This is a genomic window from Streptomyces sp. NBC_00045, from assembly GCF_045041095.1.
Taxonomy (GTDB): Bacteria; Actinomycetota; Actinomycetes; order Streptomycetales; family Streptomycetaceae; genus Streptomyces.
Window position 1 is genome coordinate 1594751 of record NZ_CP108271.1, and the last position, 17750, is coordinate 1612500.

The following is a 17750-nucleotide window of genomic DNA, read 5'->3' on the forward strand; positions in this document are numbered from 1 at the left end:
TCAATCTATGAGGACAGCTGCCGGGAAATCCCTGCGGACGCAACTCCGTAGGGCAACACTGGGATCCTGACCAAACCAAGACGTTGATACGGGGGGCGGCCATGAACAAGGCATCGAGCCGCAGCACACAGACCACACCGCAGCGAAAGAACGCATCCATGTGCCAGCACCAGCCAGCGTGCCCGTCAGCCGACTCCGCCGACCGGGAGGCCGCCAAGCCGTTGGCCAACCACCCGGAACAGGGCTGGAGCCTGCTGTGCAACGGCGTCCTGCTCTTCGAGGACACCGGTGAGCTGCTGCCGGACGGCCAGATCATCGCCCCGCACCGCCCGCTCGCGGCGGCGCAGGTGATGAAGGCGGCCTAGACGGCAACAGCACGGAACGGAATGAAGCAGCACGGAACGAAGCAGCACGCAACGACGAAGGGCCGGCCCGGGAATCATTCTCCCGGACCGGCCCTTCGTCATGCCGTCACCTCACACGGATGTGTCAGGTCGCCGAACGGGCAGGTGCCCTGCGGCTGCGGCTCGGTCGCGCTCAGTTGTCGTACTCGTCCAGCGGCGGGCAGGAGCACACCAGGTTGCGGTCGCCGAAGGCACCGTCGATGCGGCGCACCGGCGGCCAGTACTTCTCCGACGCCGTGACCCCGCCCGGGAAGACGGCCTCGTCACGGCTGTACGGGTGGTTCCACTCGCCGCCCAGCGCCGCAGCGGTGTGCGGGGAGTTGGCCAGCGGGTTGTCCTCCACGGGCCACTCGCCGCCCGCGACCCGGTCGATCTCGCCGCGGATGGCGATCATCGCGTCGCAGAAGCGGTCGATCTCGGCGAGGTCCTCGGACTCCGTCGGCTCGATCATCAGCGTGCCGGCCACCGGGAAGGACATGGTCGGGGCGTGGAAACCGTAGTCGATCAGACGCTTGGCGATGTCGTCCACGCTCACGCCCGTCGCCTTCGACAGCGGGCGCAGGTCGATGATGCACTCGTGCGCGACCAGGTTGCCCGGGCCGGTGTAGAGCACCGGGTAGTGCGGCTCCAGGCGCTTGGCGATGTAGTTCGCGCCCAGCACCGCCACCTGGGTGGCGCGCTTGAGGCCCTCGCCGCCCATGAGGCGCACGTACGACCACGAGATCGGCAGGATGCCCGCCGAGCCCCACGGCGCCGCCGAGATCGGGCCTACGCCCGTCTCCGGGCCCGCGGTCGGCTGCAGCGGGTGGTTGGGCAGGTACGGGGCCAGGTGCGCCCGGACACCGACCGGGCCGACGCCCGGGCCGCCGCCGCCGTGCGGGATGCAGAAGGTCTTGTGCAGGTTCAGGTGCGAGACGTCGCCACCGAAGTGACCCGGCTTGGCCAGGCCCACCAGGGCGTTGAGGTTGGCACCGTCGACGTAGACCTGGCCGCCGGCGTCGTGCACCTGGGCACAGATGTCGGCGACGTGCTCCTCGAACACACCGTGCGTCGAGGGGTACGTGATCATCAGCACGGCGAGTTCGTCGCGGTACTGCTCGATCTTGGCGCGCAGGTCGGCCGCGTCCACCTCGCCGTCGTCGGCGGTCTTGACGACGACGACCTTCATGCCGGCCATCACGGCGCTGGCGGCGTTGGTGCCGTGCGCGGAGGACGGGATGAGGCAGACGGTGCGCTGCTCGTCGCCGTTCGCCCGGTGGTAGGCGCGGACGGCCAGCAGGCCGGCGAGCTCGCCCTGGGAGCCGGCGTTCGGCTGGATGGAGACCTTGTCGTAGCCGGTGACCTCGCAGAGACGTTCCTCCAGCTCGGTGATGAGCGTGAGGTACCCCTCCGCCTGCCCGACCGGGGCGAACGGGTGCAGCTGACCGAACTCGGGCCAGGTGACCGGCTCCATCTCGGTGGTCGCGTTGAGCTTCATGGTGCAGGAGCCCAGCGGGATCATGCCGCGGTCCAGCGCGTAGTCCTTGTCCGCCAGCTTGCGCAGGTAGCGCAGCATCGCGGTCTCGCTGCGGTGCTGGTGGAACACCGGGTGCGCCAGGTAGTCGTCCGAGCGCAGCAGGGCCTCGGGCAGCGCGTCGGCCGTGGTCTCGTCGAGGGCCTCGATGTCCGCGGCGGAGCCGTCGACGCCGAAGGCGGCCCAGACGGCCTCGATGTCGGCGCGCAGCGTCGTCTCGTCGCAGGAGACGGAGACGTGGTCGGCGTCGACCTGGAACAGGTTGACCCCGCCCTCGCGCGCGGCGGCCACGACCTCGGCGGCCTTGCCGGGCACCCGGGCGGTGACGGTGTCGAAGTACGAGCCGTGCACCAGCTCGACCCCGCCGGCCGTCAGACCGGCCGCGAGCAGGGACGCGTAGCGGTGCGTACGGCGGGCGATCGTCCGCAGGCCGTCCGGACCGTGGTAGACGGCGTACATGCCGGCCATGACGGCCAGCAGCACCTGCGCGGTGCAGATGTTGCTGGTGGCCTTCTCGCGGCGGATGTGCTGCTCACGGGTCTGCAGCGCCAGGCGGTACGCCTTGTTGCCGTCCGCGTCCACGGAGACGCCGACGAGGCGGCCGGGCAGCGAGCGGGCGTGCTTGTCCTGGACGGCCATGTAGCCGGCGTGCGGGCCGCCGAAGCCCATCGGGACGCCGAAGCGCTGGGTGGTGCCGACGGCGATGTCGGCGCCGAGCGCGCCCGGGGAGGTCAGCAGGGTCAGGGCGAGCAGGTCGGCGGAGACGGCGACGATCGCGCCCAGGCCGTGCGCCTGGTCGATGACCGGCTTGATGTCCCGTACGGCACCGGAGGCGCCCGGGTACTGGAGGAGCACACCGTAGACGCCGCGCTCGGCGACCTCGGCCGGGATGCCCTCGGACAGGTCGGCGACGACGACCTCGATGCCGATCGGCTCGGCGCGGGTCTCGATCACGGCGATGGTCTGGGGCAGCGCGTCGGCGTCGACGAGGAAGACGTTGCCCTTGGACTTGCCGACGCGGCGGGCCAGCGTCATGGCCTCGGCGGCCGCGGTGCCCTCGTCGAGCAGGGAGGCGCCGGAGGTCGGCAGGCCGGTGAGGTCCGCGACGACGGTCTGGAAGTTGAGGAGCGCCTCAAGGCGGCCCTGCGAGATTTCGGGCTGGTAGGGCGTGTACGCCGTGTACCAGGCCGGGTTCTCCATGACGTTGCGCAGGATCACCGGCGGGGTGAAGGTCCCGTAGTAGCCGAGACCGATCATCGACGTCAGGACCTGGTTGCGGTCGGCGAGCGAACGCAGCTCGGCCAGTACCTCGGCCTCGGTCCGCGCCTCGGGCAGGTTCAGCGCCTCGGCGCTCTTGATCACATCCGGTACCGCGGCGGCGGTCAGTTCGTCCAGCGAGCCGTAGCCCACGTGGGCGAGCATCTTCGCCTGCGCCTCGGCGTCCGGGCCGATGTGGCGCTGCTCGAAGGGGATCCCTCGCTCCAGCTGGGAGAGCGGAATGCGGTTGGCGGTCATGTACGGAGGCCTCCTGGGTCGTACGACCTGCGAGGGGCACCACGGCGCGGGCACCCGGACGGCCTCCCCCTCTGTCATCTCAACCTGAGAGCTTCACCGGAGTCACGGGGATGGCCCGCGGCCTCCGGCTTTCACCGTCGGTGAGGAGGGGAACCGGCACTGCGCGCCCGGCACCCGCCCCTGCTTTCCAGAGTGGCCTCGTCACGTGCGGTACGTATGCCTGAGAGATTCCGGGGAGGATTTGCTCCTTCGGCGCCTCCGTCATGCTCACTCGGAGGACTCTCCCGCACAGGGTCAACAGCCGCCACCCAGCCTACCAGCGCGGTTCTGGGTCCTCCTTCGAGTGGCCTCCGCTGCGGAAATGCCCTTCTGTAGTCATTACGGAGGAGTTGCGACCATATGGAGGGACCGTGCAGACCGACATCGATCCGCGCAGCCTGATCGGCCGCAAGGCGTTCGACCGCAACGGAACCAAGATCGGCACCGTCGACGAGGTCTATCTCGACGATGCCACGGGCGTGCCCGAATGGGCCGCAGTCCGGACGGGCCTGTTCAGCCGGGACGCCTTCGTCCCCCTGGAGCCGAGCGAGGTCGTCGACGACACCCTGCGGGTCCCCTTCGAGCGCTCCCTCATCAAGGACGCCCCGGATTTCGGCGTCGGCCGCCACCTCTCCCCCGAGCAGGAGCTGCAGCTCTACCACCACTACGGGCTGGACGTCTCCCTCCCGTCGGACATCCGGCGCGACTTCGGCCGCCTGGCGAACGGCGACGACTCCGCCTAGGCGGCTCCGCTCGCAGGCGGCTCGGCCCGGGCGTCCGGCGCGGTCTTCCCCACGAGGGGCAGCGGATCGGAGGGCTCCAGCTCGGGGTCCTCCACCCGGAAGGTGCGTACCCGGCCCGGTGGCGATCCGGGCCGCTCGAAGCGCACGGTCACCCGGCCGACCCCGCTGCCCTGGACCCAGCCGGGCCCGTAGACGGCGTGCAGTACGTCGCTCCCGGCCGGCCAGCGCCGCTCCGGGACGGTCTCCGGGGTCACGGACGCAAGCGCACCCTCGGGAGCCTCCAGGGGCCCGCCAGGCCCCGCAGACCCACCAGGGGCACCGGACTCTCCCGCCCCTCCCCTACCGTCGACCTCCTCAGCCACGTCCGACTCGGCGGCTCCGCCCGACGCAGCCGTGTCCGCCGCCGCCTCCGCGGCCATGGACTGGGCGAACAGGTCCTCCTGCGTGTAGTCCGCCAGGCCCGTCACGCCCACCCCCAGGAGCCGCACCCCGCCCGTGGTGTCCACCGCCTCCAAGAGCCGCGCCGCGGCCTCCCGCACCACCGCGGGGTCGTCGGTGGGCCCCCGCAGCGTCTCGGAGCGCGTCAGCGTCGAGAAGTCGTAGCGCCGCACCTTCAGCACGATCGTGCGTCCCGAGTGGCCCGAGCCCCTCAGCCTCTGCACGCACCGGTCGGCGAGCCGCTGCACCTCGTTGCGGATCCGCACCCGGTCGTGCAGGTCCACGTCGAAGGTGTCCTCGACCGACACGGACTTCGCGTCGCGCTCGGCGACCACCGGCCGGTCGTCCAGCCCCAGCGCCATCCGGTACAGGCCGACCCCGTGCGAGCGCCCGACCATCCGGACCAGCTCGTCCTCACCGGCCTCGGCCAGCTCTCCCACGGTGGTGATCCCGGCCCGCCGCAGGTGCTCCCCGGTCGCCGGCCCCACCCCCGGCAGGGTCCGCACCGACATGGGCGCGAGCAGGGCCCGCTCGGTCCCCGGCTCGATCAGCAGCAGCCCGTCGGGCTTGGCCTCCTCCGAGGCCACCTTCGCCAGCATCTTCGACCCCGCCAGCCCCACCGACGCGCTGAGGCCGGTCGCGGCCTGGATGGCCGCCCGCAGCATCTGTCCCGTCTCCAGGGCGGCTTCCGCGTCGAAGGCGGCGCCGCCCGCCTCAAGGTCCACGAAGGCTTCGTCCAGGCTGAGGGGCTCCACGAGCGGTGACAGCTCCCGCAGCAGCGCCATGACCACGTCACTGACCGCCCGGTACAGGCTGAAGCGCGGGATCAGGTAGGCGCCGTTCGGGCAGAGCCGGCGCGCCTGGGCCGTCGGCATCGCCGAGTGCACCCCGAAGCGCCGGGCCTCGTAGGACGCGGTGGCGACCACCCCGCGCGGACCGAGCCCGCCGACGATCACGGCCTTGCCGCGCAGGCTCGGCTTCGACGCCTGCTCCACGGAGGCGTAGAAGGCGTCCATGTCCAGGTGCAGGATGGTCGGCGCGGCTCTCACAGCCCTGATGCTGCCCCATGCCACCGACAATCGGCCGGGACGGAGCGCGGCGGCTCCGCGGCCGGGCCGGGGACCGTGCTCAACCGGCGCGGTTGCGCCGCGCGGCCAGCTCGTCCGTCGGGTTGTGGCCGACCACCGTCTCCCCGGTGTCGACCCGCTCGCCGTGCAGCTGCGACAGCGCGTTCTCGACGTCGCGCCAGACCACGCCCACGGCGATGCCGAAGACGCCCTGCCCGCCCTGGAGCAGGCTCACGACCTGGTCCGGCGAGGTGCACTCGTACACGGTGGCGCCGTCGCTCATCAGCGTCATGCGCTCCAGGTCCGAGAAACCGCGGTCGCGCAGGTGCTGTACCGCGGTCCGGATGCTCTGCAACGCCACCCCGGTGTCCAGGAAGCGCTTGACGATCTTGAGGACGACGACGTCCCGGAAGCTGTAGAGGCGCTGCGTCCCGGAGCCGTACGCGGGACGCACCGTGGGCTCCACCAGCCCGGTGCGCGCCCAGTAGTCCAGTTGGCGGTACGTGATGCCCGCCGCGGCGCACGCGGTCGGGCCCCGGTAGCCCACCTGCTCGGGTGCCGGGTCCGCGCCCACCGGAGCGACCGGCGCCGTTTCCGGCTGACGGCGCGCGGAACCCGCCGCACTGCCGTGGAGCGGGTACGGCCCACCGTCACTCCGCACGGGGATGCCCCCGGTCGTACCGTCGCCCGTGACTCTCACGCCGACCCTCCGTCCTTGACCTGCCCCCTCGAAGGTAGGCAGTCACCAGGGGTGCGTCAACGATCGCCACACTCGGCACGCCGAGTGATAATCACCCTGAGAGTGGTTTCCCGTGTCCTTGGACGGGGAACGGCTCTCCGAATGGGCTGTCACTGCTCGTGACGGCGCGGCCCACGGCTCACTGCGGCCCGGTGCCGAAGTCCTCCGGAGAGATCTGGTCGAGGAACTCGCGGAACTTCTCCACCTCGTCCTCCTGCTCGTCCGGAATGGCGATGCCGGCGTCGTCCAGCACGCCGTCGCTCCCGTAGATCGGCGTCCCCGTGCGCAGGGCCAGCGCTATGGCGTCGGAAGGCCGCGCGCTCACCTCGACCCCGCTGGCGAAGACGAGCTCCGCGTAGAAGACGCCCTCCCGCAGATCCGTGATCCGGACCTCGGTGAGCTCCTCGCCGATCGCCTCCAGCACGTCCTTGAACAGGTCGTGCGTCAGCGGCCGGGCAGGGGCCATGCCCTGCTGGGCGAAGGCAATGGCGGTCGCCTCCCCTGGTCCGATCCAGATGGGGAGGTACCGGTCGCCTCCCACTTCACGCAGGAGCACGATCGGTTGGTTGGAGGGCATTTCCACCCGGACACCCACAACGTCGAGCTCGTTCACACAGCAACCCTAGGACCTGCTCGGCAGGTTTGGGTAGTCGGGCCCCCTCGGAGATCACCGAGGTCAGTGCAGACGGACCCCGAGCGCGGTCTGCACCAAGGCCTCGTGGAGCCGTACGGAGAGCCCTGCGAGCTCTTTCAAGGTGGCCTCGGCGTGCGCCCTGGTCTGCGGGTTGCGGTGCCGCCGCAAGGGTGCCACGACCTGCTCCACCAGACCCGCCTCACGGTCCGCGGCGGCCTTCATGGCCCGCAGGTGCCTCGGCTCCAGCCCGAACCGGCCCAGATCCGCCACCAGCCGGGCCACGGTGACCGCCTCCGCGTCGAATCCGCCGCCCGGAGCCTCGCCGATCAGCCCGTACGACTCCCACTCGGCCAGCTGCACCTCGTCCACCTCGGCGGCGGCGAGCAGCTCCGCGCGGCCCACCCGGGCCGCGGTCGTCCGTTCCCGACCCACCTCGCCGTAGACGGCGGCGGGGCCGGCGGGATCGACGGAATCCCCGTGCGCCGTGGGGGCCGGGATGCGGATCTGTTCGCCCCGGGCGAGCGCGTCCAGCTGTTCGCGGATGACTTTCAACGGCAGGTAGTGGTCCCGCTGCAGACGCAGGATCCGGGCCAGCCGCTCGACGTCCTCGGTGCTGAACTTGCGGTATCCGGAAGGCGTGCGTTTGGGCTCGACGAGCCCCTCCGCCTCTAGGAAGCGGATCTTCGAGATCGTGACTTCGGGGAACTCGTCACGCAGCAGGGTGAGCACCGTACCGATGCTCATCAGCCGCCTGGCCGAGCCGACGCTGCCGGCGGTGCCGCTCTTCGGGGCACCGCCGGTGGGGGGACGCAGCATGGGACCTTCCCTTGAAGGGTCAGACGCCCCGCAGGCTCGCGTAGAAGACCAGCCGGTACTTGCCGATCTGCACCTCGTCGCCGTTGTGCAGGGCGACCGCGTCGATCGGCTCACGGTTCACGTACGTGCCGTTGAGGCTGCCCACGTCGGAGACGGTGAAGCCACCGTCCTGGCTCCTGCGGAACTCGACATGCCGCCGGGAGACCGTGACGTCGTCCAGGAAGATGTCGCTCTGCGGGTGCCGACCCGCCGTGGTCAGCTCACCGTCCAGCAGGAAGCGGCTGCCCGAGTTGGGGCCGCGCCGCACGATCAGCAGGGCGGAACCCGGGGGAAGGGCTTCCACCGCGGCCTGGGCCTCGGGGGACAGCGAGGACGACACGTGCTGCTGTCCCGACACCTCGGCCTCGTAGGCCTCAAGGCCCGAGATCGAGATGGTGGACGTGGTCTCCGAGGCACGCTCCGGCGTCAGACCCGCCCGCAGCGGCGCGCCGCAGTTGGAGCAGAACCGGCTGGCCGCATCGCTACGGTGTCCGCACCTGCTGCAAACCTGCTCGGCCGACATGGACGGCTCCTCGCGCCGCGGCTGCCCCGCGGAGGCATTGGTGGCATACGGGTCGGAGGTAAACCCTCCACCCGAACTTGAGGTTGATGGTTCACCGAAACCTATGCGTCCGGAACCCGCAGGGTCAACAGACGACGCGCCGGGAACGTCCCCCGTACCGGCGACCTCGTCGCGGAAGAGCGGTCGGTCGCCCTGACCTTCCGCTTCTCCCTGCCCCGCACGGTGCCTGGACGCACCGCTTTCCTCGCGGTTCTTCTTGCCGAACAACTTCTCAAACAACTTCACGGGCGATTCCCCTTGAACGAAACAGACCCGCCCGTGGGGCAGGACGAACTCCGAATGCACACACCTGCCGACCCGGACATCCTCACAACGTCCGTATCCACCAGACAGTTTCCACCACGCAGCACTACTTCAGTGCGTCGACCCCCCGCAGGCATCAGCCCGCGTGAGACCGCCCGCGCTCCGCCCTGCGTCACGACGATGACGACCGAGCGTAGTCAGGCTGCTTCGCAGCCCGCAAGGCATCCACAACGATCTTCGCCGACCGTGTGACGGCGACGGTGGCCTGTTCCTTCTCCAGCGTCTGCACGACACCGCCGGGGATGTTCAGGGCGGGCTCCAGATCCTGCGGCTTACCGATCACCTTGAACTCATAAGGCTGTGTGATCTTCTTACCGTCGATCCCGACACCACCGCCCTCGTCCGAGAAGAACGAGCTCGCCACGACGCGCACACCGTTGATCTGGATCGCCTCGGCCCCGGCCGCCCGCAGCTCCTGGAGGGTGTCCAGCAGCTGGTCCGACTGCACCTGACCCTTGGGATCGGTGATCTTCAGCGTGATGCCCGGTCCCTGCGCTGCCACCGTACCGGCCAGGATCCCGAGTTGGCGTTCCTTCTCGACGGTCTGCCGACGGGCCTCCTCCGCCTGGTTGGAGCTGCTCTCCAGTTCCCTGCGCTGGTCCTCCAGGCGCTGCTTCTCGTCCTCCAGGCGCTTGGTGCGGCCGTCCAGCTCGTCGAGGATCCGTACGAGGTCCTCCTGGCGGGCTCCGCGCAGCGCGCTGGAGTCGCTGTTCGACCGCACCTGGATGGCCAGGCCCAGCCCGAGGACGAACAGGAGCAGCGCGACGATCAGTTGGGCCCGGCTCACGCGCGGCGGCCACAACCCCTCCGCCAGCCGCTGCCGGCCGGTCTGCGCGGGCGCGGCGTCCTTGACGCCCTCTTCGACCACCGCGGGCTCCACCGGCTGCGCCGGGCGGGCGGGCTGCGCCGGCTCGTCCTGCGGCGGCAGCTCCGAGCCCATCGGCTCCTCGGGCGGATTGTCGTTCGTACCCATCGGCCTCACGCCCGGAACACGTGCCGGCGGATGGCCGCGGCGTTGGAGAAGATGCGGATGCCGAGGACGACGACCACACCGGTGGACAGCTGCGAGCCGACGCCCAGCTTGTCACCGAGGAAGACGATCAGCGCCGCTACGACCACGTTCGACAGGAACGACACCACGAAGACCTTGTCCACGAAGATGCCGTCCAGCATCGCGCGCAGACCGCCGAACACCGCGTCCAGCGCCGCCACCACGGCGATCGGCAGATAAGGCTCGACGACGGCCGGCACTTCGGGCCGGACCAGAAGTCCGACCACCACTCCGGCCACCAGGCCCAGTACCGCGATCACGATGCACCCTTCTTCGGCTCTTCTGCTGTAGCTGTACGTACGGTCAGGCTCGACGCGGCAGGCAGCCGCAGGTCGTCCGCCGGGGACAAGGTGTAGCGGATCCCGTAGTTCTCCTGCAGCGCGTGCAGGTACTGGCCGTCCGCGGAGTCCTGGAACGCAGTCCCGAGCCGCTTCTTGTCCCCCACCGCCAGAACCTCGTACGGCGGTACCAGCGGCCTGTTGTCGACCAGTATCGCGTCACCCGCGGCCCTGATCGCCGACAACGCCGTCAGCCGCTGCCCGTTGATCGAGACGGCCTCGGCCCCGGACTGCCAGAGCCCGTTGACGATCTTCTGCATGTCCCGGTCCCGCAGCCGCCCGGTGTCCGAGAATCCGGCGTTCTCGCGCGGTTTGCCGCCACCGCCCGACGAGGAGCCCTTGGCGTCGTCCACGACCAGCTTGACCCCGGGTCCGCGGGCCTCCGTCGCACCGGACAGCAGCGCCACGAGCTGCCCCTGGTCGCCACCCTGCTGTTTGAGCGCCTGGCGCTGGCGGCTCGCGACGTTCTCCCGCAGCCGCTCGATGTCCCGCTCCAGGCCGTCCGCGTGCTCGTCGGCCCGCTGCACCCGGTCGATCAGCTCCTGCCGCTCCTTGGCCAGGACCGGCGCCGCTATCCGTGCCTGGGCGGCACCCAGCGTGACGACCATGGCGGCGAGCACGAGCCCGGCGGCGAGCGCCAGCTTGGCCTTGAGGGTGCGCGGCAGGCCCGCCGTACCCTCCGCCTCGCGCCGGGCCGACGCTTCCGCATAGCCCTCGTCGAGACTGTGGTCCATCACGTGCGTCAGCAGCGACATCGACGCGTCCGGACGCGCGGCAGGCGCCGGCGCCGAACTCCGGTTGGGGGGCGGCTGCGACATGCCGCTCATCGTCGCATGTCGGCGCCGCCCGTACCGAATGCGCCCGTCCGGTGGACAGGGAGCGACCTACGTCGCCCCCGGCCCACCGGACGGCCCTGCTGCGTCACGGGTCCGTGGTTCAGTGCCCGGCGCCGTCCACCACGCCGGCCCACTCGTCCAGCAGCGCCTGCGCGGACGTGTCGTCGGGACCCTCAGCCCACAGGTGCGTGACCGCCTCCGCCGGGTCGGGCAGCACCAGCGCCCACCGCCCGTCGGCCTCGACCACCCGCACCCCGTCCGTGGTGTCCACCTGCCGGTCCCCCGCCGCCTCCACGACCCGCCGCATCACGAGCCCCTTCACCGCCCACGGGGTCGGTACGTCCCGCTTGAGTACATGGGCTCGCGGTATCCGCGCATCGATCTGGCTCAACGTGAGCTGGGTCCGCGCCACCAGCCCGATCAGCTGGACGAACGCCGCCGATCCGTCGAACACGCTGCTGAACTCCGGAACGATGTAGCCGCCCCGGCCGTCCCCGCCGAAGATCGTGTTCTCCGCCCGGCCCACCCGCGTCAGGTCGTCGGGCGACGTCGTCGTCCACTCCACCTGTGTCCCGTGGTACGCCGCCACCTGCTCGGCGATCCGGGTCGTGGTCACCGGCAGCGCCACCTTGCCGCTGCGCTTCTCCGCGGCCACCAGGTCGAGCAGCACCAGCAGCGCCCGGTCGTCCTCGATGATCCGCCCGCGCTCGTCCACCAGCGAGATCCGCTCTCCCACTGGGTCGAAGCGGACGCCGAACGCGGCCCGCGCCGAGGCCACGATCTCCCCGAGCCGCACCAGACCGGCCCGCCGGGTCTCCGCGGTCTCCGTCGGCCTGGACTCGTCCAGACCCGGGTTGATCGTCAGCGCGTCCACGCCGAGCCGGCCCAGCAGGCTGGGCAGGACCAGCCCGGCACTGCCGTTGGAGGCGTCCACGACCACCTTGAGCCCGGAATCGGCGACACCGGTCGTGTCCACCCGCCTCAGCAGCGAACCCGTATACGCGTCGAACACGCTGCCCGGGAACTGGAGGTCTCCGATCTCGCCCGGGAACGCCCGCCGGTACTCCTGCCGCGCGTACACCCGGTCCAGCTTGCGCTGCTGCTGGAGCGAAAGGTCCGCTCCGCGCTCGTCCAGGAACATGATGTCGACCGAGTCCGGCACGCCCGGCGAGGTCCGCAGCACGATCCCGCCCGCGCTGCCCCGCGCCGTCTGCTGCCGCGCCACGGGCAGCGGTACGTTCTCCAGGTCGCGCACGTTGATCGCGCTGGCCTGGAGCGCCGAGATCACGGCCCGCTTGAGCGCTCTCGCGCCACGGGAGTGGTCTCGGGCCGTGGTGACCGTAGCCCCCTTCTTCAGGGTCGTGGCGTAGGCGCCGGCCAGCCGGACCACCAGCTCGGGCGTGATCTCCACGTTCAGGATGCCGGTGACGCCGCGGGCGCCGAACAGATGCGCCTGACCGCGGGACTCCCAGATCACCGACGTGTTGACGAAGGCGCCCGCCTCGATCGTCTTGAACGGGTAGACCCGCACGTTCCCCTGGATGATCGATTCCTCACCGACCAGGCACTCATCACCGATGACGGCGCCGTCCTCGATCCGGGAGGCCCGCATGATGTCGGTGTTCTTGCCGATGACGCAGCCGCGCAGGTTGCTGTGGGGCCCGATGTAGACGTTGTCGTGGATGACGGCCTTGTGCAGGAAGGCCCCGCTCTTGACGACGACGTTGGACCCGACGACCGTGTGCTCACGGATCTCCACGCCGGCCTCGATCTTGGCGTAGTCCCCGATGTACAGGGGCCCGCGGAGCACGGCGTCGGGGCTGACCTCGGCACCCTCGGCCACCCACACGCCCGGGGAGATCTCGAAGCCGTCCATCTCGACCTGGACCTTGCCCTCAAGCACGTCGGCCTGTGCCTTGACGTAGCTCTCGTGCGTGCCGACGTCCTCCCAGTAGCCCTCGGCCACATATCCGTAGATCGGCCGGCCTTCCTTCATCAGCTGCGGGAAGACATCGCCGGACCAGTCGACCGGAACGTCCGGGTCCACGTAATTGAAGACCTCGGGCTCCATGACGTAGATACCGGTGTTGACGGTGTCCGAGAACACCTGCCCCCACGTCGGTTTCTCCAGGAAGCGCTCGACCTTGCCTTCCTCGTCCACGATGGTGATGCCGAATTCCAGCGGGTTCGGCACCCGGGTCAGGCACACCGTGACCAGTGCGCCCTTCTGCTTGTGGAAGCGGATGAGGTCGGTGAGGTCGAAGTCGGTGAGTGCATCGCCGGAAATGACGAGGAAAGCATCGTCCTTCAAGGCCTCCTCGGCATTCTTCACACTGCCGGCAGTGCCGAGTGGCTTCTCCTCGTTGGCATAGGTGAGCTCCATTCCGAGCTCCTCGCCGTCACCGAAGTAGTTCTTGACGAGTGACGCCAAGAACTGCACGGTAACCACGGTCTCACTGAGCCCGTGCCGCTTGAGCAGCCTGAGCACGTGCTCCATGATCGGCCGGTTGACCACCGGCAGGAGCGGCTTGGGCATGCTTGAGGTCATGGGGCGAAGGCGTGTGCCTTCGCCACCGGCCATCACGACGGCCTTCATGTCGGAAGAGTCCTCCTTGAGAGACGACGTTCTCGCCGACCTCACCCGTCCCGAACGGTGACTCCGCAACTCCTCCGCGTCAGCCGGGCGCCGAGCGAGCTCAATCGGCCGCGGCGTCCGCCTTCACGAGCCGGCGGACTTGCACCACGTAAAGGATTCCTGCCCACCAGTAGAGGGTTGTACCCCATCCGGCGAACGCCCATCCGAAAACTGCCCCCATCCAGGCCAACCAACCCGTACCGTCACTGAGCAACAGCAGCGGGAAGGCGTACATCAGGTTGAAGGTCGCGGCCTTGCCGAGGAAGTTGACCTGCGGCGGCGGATACCCGTGACGGCGCAGGATCCAGACCATCACCAGCAGCATCAGCTCACGGGCGAGGAGCGCCCCGGTGAGCCACAGCGGCAGAATGTCTCGATAGGTCAGGCCGAAGAGCGTGGAGAGGATGTACAGCCGGTCCGCGGCCGGATCCAGCAGTCGGCCGAGGTTGCTGATCTGATTCCAGCGCCGTGCCAGCTTGCCGTCGAGGTAGTCGCTGACCCCGCTGAGCATGAGGACGGCCAGGGCCCAGCCGTCGTGCTTCTCCAAAATCAGCCAGAGGAACAGGGGCACGCCGGCGAGGCGAGCCATGCTCAGGATGTTCGGAATGGTGAAAATTCGGTCCGTCTGAACCCGAGTCTCCTGGACCTCCACCCGGGGGCCTCCACTGTTGAACGTACGAACGATGCATCCTGACCCTACAGGAACACGCACCGCCCCTGAACGCAGAAAAGCCCCGCACCAGAAGGTGCGGGGCTCTCCCACAATGATTGTTCGGCGGCGTCCTACTCTCCCACAGGGTCCCCCCTGCAGTACCATCGGCGCTGAAAGGCTTAGCTTCCGGGTTCGGAATGTAACCGGGCGTTTCCCTAACGCTATGACCACCGAAACACTATGAAATTTGAACGCTGGCTAAAATCACAGCTGTTCGTTATTTCAGAACTAACACAGTGGACGCGAGCAACTGAGGACAAGCCCTCGGCCTATTAGTACCAGTCAGCTCCACCCGTTACCGGGCTTCCACATCTGGCCTATCAACCCAGTCGTCTACTGGGAGCCTTACCCTCTCAAGGAGGTGGGAATACTCATCTTGAAGCAGGCTTCCCGCTTAGATGCTTTCAGCGGTTATCCCTCCCGAACGTAGCCAACCAGCCATGCCCTTGGCAGGACAACTGGCACACCAGAGGTTCGTCCGTCCCGGTCCTCTCGTACTAGGGACAGCCCTTCTCAATATTCCTACGCGCACAGCGGATAGGGACCGAACTGTCTCACGACGTTCTAAACCCAGCTCGCGTACCGCTTTAATGGGCGAACAGCCCAACCCTTGGGACCGACTCCAGCCCCAGGATGCGACGAGCCGACATCGAGGTGCCAAACCATCCCGTCGATATGGACTCTTGGGGAAGATCAGCCTGTTATCCCCGGGGTACCTTTTATCCGTTGAGCGACGGCGCTTCCACAAGCCACCGCCGGATCACTAGTCCCGACTTTCGTCCCTGCTCGACCCGTCGGTCTCACAGTCAAGCTCCCTTGTGCACTTACACTCAACACCTGATTGCCAACCAGGCTGAGGGAACCTTTGGGCGCCTCCGTTACCCTTTGGGAGGCAACCGCCCCAGTTAAACTACCCATCAGACACTGTCCCTGATCCGGATCACGGACCGAGGTTAGACATCCAGCACGACCAGAGTGGTATTTCAACGGCGACTCCACAACCACTGGCGTGGCTGCTTCAAAGTCTCCCACCTATCCTACACAAGCCGAACCGAACACCAATATCAAACTGTAGTAAAGGTCCCGGGGTCTTTCCGTCCTGCTGCGCGAAACGAGCATCTTTACTCGTAGTGCAATTTCACCGGGCCTATGGTTGAGACAGTCGAGAAGTCGTTACGCCATTCGTGCAGGTCGGAACTTACCCGACAAGGAATTTCGCTACCTTAGGATGGTTATAGTTACCACCGCCGTTTACTGGCGCTTAAGTTCTCAGCTTCGCACACCCGAAAGTGCACTAACCGGTCCCCTTAACGTTCCAGCACCGGGCAGGCGTCAGTCCGTATACATCGCCTTACGGCTTCGCACGGACCTGTGTTTTTAGTAAACAGTCGCTTCTCGCTGGTCTCTGCGGCCACCCCCAGCTCACGGAGCAAGTCCGATCACCAGTGATGGCCCCCCTTCTCCCGAAGTTACGGGGGCATTTTGCCGAGTTCCTTAACCATAGTTCACCCGAACGCCTCGGTATTCTCTACCTGACCACCTGAGTCGGTTTAGGGTACGGGCCGCCATGAAACTCGCTAGAGGCTTTTCTCGACAGCATAGGATCATCCACTTCACCACAATCGGCTCGGCATCAGGTCTCAGCCTTAATGAGGGACGGATTTGCCTACCCCTCGGCCTACACCCTTACCCCGGGACAACCACCGCCCGGGCTGGACTACCTTCCTGCGTCACCCCATCGCTTACCTACTACAAGTCTGGTTCGTCGGCTCCACCACTTTCCTTTCCCCGAAGGGTCCGGAACGGCTTCACGGACTTAGCATCGCCTGATTCGATATTGGGCGTTTCAAAGCGGGTACCGGAATATCAACCGGTTGTCCATCGACTACGCCTGTCGGCCTCGCCTTAGGTCCCGACTTACCCTGGGCAGATCAGCTTGACCCAGGAACCCTTAGTCAATCGGCGCACACGTTTCTCACGTGTGTATCGCTACTCATGCCTGCATTCTCACTCGTGAACCGTCCACAACTAGCTTCCGCTGCTGCTTCACCCGGCACACGACGCTCCCCTACCCATCACAGCGGGCGTTGGCCCTATTGCTGCAATGACACGACTTCGGCGGTACGCTTGAGCCCCGCTACATTGTCGGCGCGGAATCACTTGACCAGTGAGCTATTACGCACTCTTTCAAGGGTGGCTGCTTCTAAGCCAACCTCCTGGTTGTCTCTGCGACTCCACATCCTTTCCCACTTAGCGTACGCTTAGGGGCCTTAGTCGATGCTCTGGGCTGTTTCCCTCTCGACCATGGAGCTTATCCCCCACAGTCTCACTGCCGTGCTCTCACTTACCGGCATTCGGAGTTTGGCTAAGGTCAGTAACCCGGTAGGGCCCATCGCCTATCCAGTGCTCTACCTCCGGCAAGAAACACACGACGCTGCACCTAAATGCATTTCGGGGAGAACCAGCTATCACGGAGTTTGATTGGCCTTTCACCCCTAACCACAGGTCATCCCCCAGGTTTTCAACCCTGGTGGGTTCGGTCCTCCACGAAGTCTTACCTCCGCTTCAACCTGCCCATGGCTAGATCACTCCGCTTCGGGTCTAGAGCGTGCAACTCAATCGCCCTATTCGGACTCGCTTTCGCTACGGCTTCCCCACACGGGTTAACCTCGCTACACACCGCTAACTCGCAGGCTCATTCTTCAAAAGGCACGCAGTCACGACTGTATGTGCAAGCACATACAGCGACGCTCCCACGGCTTGTAGGCACACGGTTTCAGGTACTATTTCACTCCGCTCCCGCGGTACTTTTCACCATTCCCTCACGGTACTATCCGCTATCGGTCACCAGGGAATATTTAGGCTTAGCGGGTGGTCCCGCCAGATTCACACGGGATTTCTCGGGCCCCGTGCTACTTGGGAGATTCTTAAGCAAGCCGCTGATGTTTCGTCTACGGGGGTCTTACCCTCTACGCCGGACCTTTCGCATGTCCTTCGACTACATCAACGGTTTCTGACTCGCCGACCGGCCGGCAGACCGATCAAAAGAATTCCCACAACCCCGCATGCGCAACCCCTGCCGGGTATCACACGCATACGGTTTGGCCTCATCCGGTTTCGCTCGCCACTACTCCCGGAATCACGGTTGTTTTCTCTTCCTGAGGGTACTGAGATGTTTCACTTCCCCTCGTTCCCTCCACACTGCCTATGTGTTCAGCAGTGGGTGACAGCCCATGACGACTGCCGGGTTTCCCCATTCGGACACCCCCGGATCAAAGCTCAGTTGGCAGCTCCCCGGGGCCTATCGCGGCCTCTCACGTCCTTCATCGGTTCCTGGTGCCAAGG

At 67.4% G+C, this 17750-nt stretch carries 13 protein-coding genes, 2 rRNA genes and 1 riboswitch (1 of these 16 cut by a window edge); of the genes, 2 read left to right on the forward strand and 13 right to left on the reverse strand.

Annotated features, from left to right (window positions below):
* Nucleotides 1-158 precede the first annotated feature (158 nt).
* Nucleotides 159-365 carry a DUF5999 family protein gene (locus tag OHA65_RS07585; RefSeq protein ID WP_308284656.1) on the forward strand — a complete coding sequence of 69 codons (207 nt, stop codon included), beginning with the start codon at nt 159-161 and terminating at the stop codon, nt 363-365.
* 172 nt (nt 366-537) lie between these two features.
* Here the strand turns inward: OHA65_RS07585 and gcvP are convergent, their stop codons facing one another.
* Nucleotides 538-3432 (reverse strand): aminomethyl-transferring glycine dehydrogenase, encoded by a 2895-nt coding sequence (gcvP, locus tag OHA65_RS07590; RefSeq protein WP_327282361.1) that lies wholly within the window; start codon nt 3430-3432, stop codon nt 538-540.
* 198 nt (nt 3433-3630) lie between these two features.
* A riboswitch (glycine riboswitch) is annotated at nt 3631-3729 on the reverse strand.
* Nucleotides 3730-3842: 113 nt separating this feature from the next.
* On the opposite strand from gcvP, the gene OHA65_RS07595 reads away from it, so the two are divergent.
* Entirely contained in the window at nt 3843-4214 is a 372-nt protein-coding gene (locus OHA65_RS07595; protein WP_327282362.1) for a PRC-barrel domain-containing protein, read from the forward strand.
* On the opposite strand, the gene OHA65_RS07600 is transcribed toward OHA65_RS07595, so the two are convergent.
* From OHA65_RS07600 to OHA65_RS07655, 12 genes are all read right to left on the reverse strand, one after another.
* Nucleotides 4211-5701, reverse strand: coding sequence for a DNA polymerase IV (locus OHA65_RS07600; RefSeq protein WP_327282363.1), 1491 nt, complete (start codon nt 5699-5701; stop codon nt 4211-4213). The genes OHA65_RS07595 and OHA65_RS07600 overlap by 4 nt on opposite strands.
* Nucleotides 5702-5780: 79 nt before the next feature.
* A complete protein-coding gene (locus tag OHA65_RS07605; RefSeq protein ID WP_327282364.1) occupies nt 5781-6419 on the reverse strand; it encodes a MerR family transcriptional regulator in 639 nt (212 codons plus the stop codon).
* A gap of 178 nt (nt 6420-6597) precedes the next feature.
* On the reverse strand, nt 6598-7071 hold the full coding sequence (locus OHA65_RS07610; protein ID WP_030009777.1) for a bifunctional nuclease family protein: 474 nt from the start codon (nt 7069-7071) through the stop codon (nt 6598-6600).
* A 63-nt stretch (nt 7072-7134) separates the two neighbouring features.
* Entirely contained in the window at nt 7135-7908 is a 774-nt protein-coding gene (locus OHA65_RS07615; protein ID WP_405761612.1) for a MerR family transcriptional regulator, read from the reverse strand.
* Between the two features lie 19 nt (nt 7909-7927).
* Nucleotides 7928-8815 carry an FHA domain-containing protein gene (locus tag OHA65_RS07620; protein WP_328762071.1) on the reverse strand — a complete coding sequence of 296 codons (888 nt, stop codon included), beginning with the start codon at nt 8813-8815 and terminating at the stop codon, nt 7928-7930.
* Nucleotides 8816-8945: 130 nt separating this feature from the next.
* A complete protein-coding gene (locus OHA65_RS07625; protein WP_328762073.1) occupies nt 8946-9806 on the reverse strand; it encodes a DUF881 domain-containing protein in 861 nt (286 codons plus the stop codon).
* Between the two features lie 5 nt (nt 9807-9811).
* Nucleotides 9812-10144 carry a small basic family protein gene (locus tag OHA65_RS07630; RefSeq protein WP_030158423.1) on the reverse strand — a complete coding sequence of 111 codons (333 nt, stop codon included), beginning with the start codon at nt 10142-10144 and terminating at the stop codon, nt 9812-9814.
* Nucleotides 10141-11049, reverse strand: coding sequence for a DUF881 domain-containing protein (locus OHA65_RS07635; RefSeq protein ID WP_327282368.1), 909 nt, complete (start codon nt 11047-11049; stop codon nt 10141-10143). The genes OHA65_RS07630 and OHA65_RS07635 overlap by 4 nt, the downstream gene beginning before the upstream one ends.
* Before the next feature lie 109 nt (nt 11050-11158).
* Nucleotides 11159-13654 carry a mannose-1-phosphate guanyltransferase gene (locus OHA65_RS07640; RefSeq protein WP_327282369.1) on the reverse strand — a complete coding sequence of 832 codons (2496 nt, stop codon included), beginning with the start codon at nt 13652-13654 and terminating at the stop codon, nt 11159-11161.
* A 100-nt stretch (nt 13655-13754) separates the two neighbouring features.
* Nucleotides 13755-14345, reverse strand: a complete 591-nt coding sequence (locus tag OHA65_RS07645; RefSeq protein WP_327282370.1) for a CDP-alcohol phosphatidyltransferase family protein — start codon at nt 14343-14345, stop codon at nt 13755-13757.
* A gap of 118 nt (nt 14346-14463) precedes the next feature.
* A 5S ribosomal RNA gene (gene rrf / locus OHA65_RS07650) occupies nt 14464-14580 on the reverse strand.
* Between the two features lie 77 nt (nt 14581-14657).
* Nucleotides 14658-17750 (reverse strand): 23S ribosomal RNA (locus OHA65_RS07655); it runs 30 nt beyond the window's last position.

Coding starts and splice junctions, on each gene's coding strand:
- OHA65_RS07585 (WP_308284656.1), top strand. CDS start 159: ATGTGCCAGCACCAGCCAGCGTGCCCGTCAGCCGACTCCGCCGACCGG.
- gcvP (WP_327282361.1), bottom strand. CDS start 3,432: ATGACCGCCAACCGCATTCCGCTCTCCCAGCTGGAGCGAGGGATCCCC.
- OHA65_RS07615 (WP_405761612.1), bottom strand. CDS start 7,908: ATGCTGCGTCCCCCCACCGGCGGTGCCCCGAAGAGCGGCACCGCCGGC.
- OHA65_RS07625 (WP_328762073.1), bottom strand. CDS start 9,806: ATGGGTACGAACGACAATCCGCCCGAGGAGCCGATGGGCTCGGAGCTG.
- OHA65_RS07635 (WP_327282368.1), bottom strand. CDS start 11,049: ATGAGCGGCATGTCGCAGCCGCCCCCCAACCGGAGTTCGGCGCCGGCG.
- OHA65_RS07640 (WP_327282369.1), bottom strand. CDS start 13,654: ATGAAGGCCGTCGTGATGGCCGGTGGCGAAGGCACACGCCTTCGCCCC.